This is a genomic window from Burkholderia sp. Ac-20379 (genome assembly GCF_017104645.1).
Lineage (GTDB): Bacteria > Pseudomonadota > Gammaproteobacteria > Burkholderiales > Burkholderiaceae > Burkholderia.
This window is the reverse complement of sequence record NZ_JAAGPF010000489.1, coordinates 1-3,490: the sequence shown is the minus strand read 5'-3', so window position 1 is coordinate 3,490 and position 3,490 is coordinate 1. Positions and strand designations below refer to the sequence as shown.

5 protein-coding genes are annotated in these 3,490 nt (G+C 70.4%); all 5 read left to right on the top strand.

All coding sequences use genetic code 11. The features are described 5' to 3' along the window. Window positions 1–143: 143 nt before the first annotated feature. Entirely contained in the window at window positions 144–1,022 is an 879-nt protein-coding gene (locus G3N92_RS31810; RefSeq protein ID WP_206131504.1) for a peptidyl-prolyl cis-trans isomerase, read from the top strand. 19 nt (window positions 1,023–1,041) lie between these two features. Further along, a complete protein-coding gene (locus G3N92_RS31805) occupies window positions 1,042–1,875 on the top strand; it encodes a hypothetical protein (protein ID WP_206131503.1) in 834 nt (277 codons plus the stop codon). A 1-nt stretch (window position 1,876) separates the two neighbouring features. Continuing rightward, window positions 1,877–2,248: a hypothetical protein gene (locus tag G3N92_RS31800; RefSeq protein WP_241015149.1), complete on the top strand. Its 372-nt coding sequence runs from the start codon at window positions 1,877–1,879 to the stop codon at window positions 2,246–2,248. 62 nt (window positions 2,249–2,310) lie between these two features. Next, window positions 2,311–2,529: a hypothetical protein gene (locus tag G3N92_RS31795; RefSeq protein ID WP_206131506.1), complete on the top strand. Its 219-nt coding sequence runs from the start codon at window positions 2,311–2,313 to the stop codon at window positions 2,527–2,529. Window positions 2,530–2,548: 19 nt separating this feature from the next. Next, a partial coding sequence (locus G3N92_RS31790; protein WP_206131502.1) for a trypsin-like peptidase domain-containing protein occupies window positions 2,549–3,490 on the top strand: 942 nt, incomplete at its 3' end.

The following is a 3,490-nucleotide window of genomic DNA, read 5'->3' as shown; positions in this document are numbered from 1 at the left end:
CCGCGCGGCATGCCGCAGCCGGTGCTGGTGCGGCTCGGATTCGCGGGCGCCGGGCAGTAAGGCAGGACACCGAAACGCCGCATCGCCGAGTGCAGGCGGCATCCATCACAGGTAATCGAATGCATACGCAGGCAGGAGCAAGCATGAAGACGTTGGCAATCTGTTTGATCGCGCTCGGCACGAGCATCCCGCTGGCCGCTTACGCACAGGACGACGTGATCGCCCGCGCGGACAAGACCACCGTGACGCAGACCGACATCGCGTCGCTGCTGAAGGCCGTCGGCCCCGAAGGCCGCACGCGGCTGGCGGCGGATCCGGCCGCCATGGATCAGCTCGTGCGCGCCACGCTGGCCCAGAAGGCCGTGCTGGCCGAGGCCAAGGCCAAGGGCTGGGACAAGCAGGCGCAGGTGGAGGCCGCCGTCGAGCAGGCGCGTGTCGAAGTGATCGCGCGCAGCTATCTGTCGTCGATCAGCACGCCGGCCGCCGATTATCCGAGCGACGCCGAGATTCAGGCGGTGTACGACAAGAATCACGCGTCGTTTCTCGCACCGCGCGCACTGCACGTCGCGCAGATCTACATCGCCGTCGCGCCGAACGCGGACGCCGCCGCCATCGACGCCGCCCGCAAGCAGGCCGCCGATCTGGCCGGCCGTGCGCGCAGCGGCGATTTCGCGGCGCTCGCCAAGGCCAGCTCGCAGGACAAGGCCAGCGCGGCGAACGGCGGCGACATGGGCTTCGTGCCGGAACCGATGATCCTGCCGGAAGTGCGCAAGGCCGCCGCGGCGTTGAAGCCGGGCCAGGTCTCCGCGCCGATCCAGACGGCCACCGGGTTTCATATCGTCAAGCTGATCGAGGTTCGCCCGGAAAGCCAGCGCCCGCTCGCCGACGTCAAGGAGCAGATCCGCGCCGCGTTGCGCACGCAGAAGGCGCAGCAAAGCGCGCAGGCGCACCTGGCGAAGATCGCCGGCGGCGCCAACATCGACGAGGACGCGCTGCGCAAGGCGCTCGCGTCGGCGCAGTAACGGCCACACGGCGATCGTCATGACGCAGCCCCGTACCGCGTCCCATGCCGGCTTGCGCGACGGTTCGGCGGCCGAGCGCCCGCGCCCGCGCGCCAGCCGCATAAATCCGTGGCCGGGGCCGGCCGACGCGCTGCCGCCGCGCTGCCCGCTGTGCGCCGGCGCGCTCGAGCCGGTGCCGGGCGAGCCGGGGCGTGCGCGGCATCGCAGCACGCGCAATTCCGCGCGCTGCGTGCTGACCACGCGCCGTTACCAGCCCGACGACCTGATCGTGCGCGGCACCGGCGATGCCGAGCTGGCCGGCCGCCACCGCGCACGCTTTCTCGAACGCTGGGAATGGCATTACACATTGGCGCGGCGGATTTGGCCGGGCCTCTCGTTCTCGCGCTTCGCCACCCTCGTGGCGCTGGCCGACGTGGACGGCCTGTGGGCGTATCCGGCGCTGCGCGAGGAGGATATCGCCGCGGTGCTGCTCGTGACCTCGGGGTTCATGCGCACGCCTCGCGGCGGCGCGATGATTGCCCATGCCGGGCTGCACGCGGCGGGGCGCGGCGACGCCGCGCAGGCGAGCCCGGGCGACCCGGACGTGCGCTGGTGCCGCTTCTGGTTCGACGCGTCGATCCGCGACGCCGCCGATCTATGGCGTGCGCCGGATGTCGCGCCGCGCCTGTTCCTGGTGCGCTACCGCGAACCGGCGCTCACGCCGCTTCCGACCGGCGCTCAGGTCAGCGGCTGGCATCGCGTCGAAGGCGTGCGCGAGGCCTGGCGCGACATGGTGGCGGCGCCGCCCAGCGTCAGCGATCACGAGCGCGCGGCGTTCGCGCGTTTCATCGCATTGCGCGACGGAGCGGCCTGAGATGCGCCGTGCGACAGGATGCCGGTGGCTGATGCTCGGGGTGGCGTGCGCCTCGCTGTACGCGAGCGGCGCGCGTGCCGAGACGGCCGAGCCGGATTCGGCCGACGGGGCCGTGCGGCACAAGGTTTGTATCGATATCGAGGTGAACGGCATCCGGACGCCGTCGTACGACTGTTTGAGCCGGAAGCTGCAGGCGGCCACGGTGCCCGCGGCGGGGGCATCGGCGCCGATGTCGGCGCAACTGGCGACGCAGGCTTCGAATCGGGTGGGCACGTTCAACCTGTCGGCGGAGCGCAACCGCTTCGGGGCGAACTGGGGGAAATCCGCCATACCGCAGCGTCCCGCGGCGCCGGTCGCCGTGCCGCCGCGTTGAGCCGGCACGCCACGCCCGGTGCGGCGAATATCGGTATCACTTTCAGAAGCGGGAGTCAGGACATGAAGCCGGACATCAATCAAGCCCCCACACGCCAGCCTTGCCGCGCGGAACCCGAGCATGGCACGGCGCGCCGCACCTTGAAGGCCGCGAGCGGCTGGATCGAGTGGAACGAAGCGCACGACCGGCCGGACTGGCGGCGCGGCGCCGTCACGCTCGACGGGCGTTTTTCGGTCGAGGAACTGCGCGCGCTGATTCTGTTCGCCGGCCATGGCAACTGAACGGATGCGGATCTCGAACATGGCGGCGCGACAGGCGCGCCGGATCGGGGCGCATCGCATCGCGGCGACGCTGCTGGCCGTGTCGATCGGCGCGGTATCGGCCGTCGCGCCGGGTTCGTCGGCCGCCGCGGCCAACGGCGCCGTCAATGGCGCCGCTCGCGCCGCCGCGCCGGCCGCGCTGCCCAATTTCGCCGCGCTGGTGCGCCGCAACGGGCCTGCCGTGGTCAATATCAGCGTGACGCGCGAGGTGACGCAGGTCGGCATTCAGTTGCCGGCCGGCATCGCGCCCGACAGCCCGCTTGCGCCGTTCTTCGCGCGCCGGGTGATCGGCAACCGCGAGGAGGTGAGCCTGGGCTCCGGCTTCATCGTCGATCCGAACGGCATCATTCTGACCAACCGCCATGTGGTGGGCGATGCCGCGACGGTCGACGTCAAGCTGACGGACAAACGCCAGTTCAAGGGCCGCGTGGTGGGCAGCGATCCGCTGTCCGATGTCGCCGTGATCCGCATCGACGCGCACGGCCTGCCGAGCGTCGCGACCGGCGACCCCGTTGCCGTGGACGTGGGCGACTGGGTCATGGCGATCGGTTCTCCTTATGGTTTTTCGAATACCGTCACGCAGGGCATCGTGAGCGCCAAGTCGCGCTCGCTGCCCGGCGAGAGCTACGTGCCGTTCATCCAGACCGACGTGCCGATCAATCCCGGTAACTCGGGCGGCCCGCTGTTCGATCTCGACGGGCGCGTGATCGCCATCAATTCGATGATCTACTCGAAGACGGGCGGTTATCAGGGCTTGGCCTTCGCGATTCCGATCGACATCGCGCTCGACGTCAAGGATCAACTGCTGCGCAACGGCAAGGTCACGCGCGGACGGCTTGGCGTGGCGCTGCAGGAGCTCGACGCCACGCTGGCGCGGTCGTTCGGATTGCCAAGCGCCGATGGCGCGATCGTCACGAAGAGC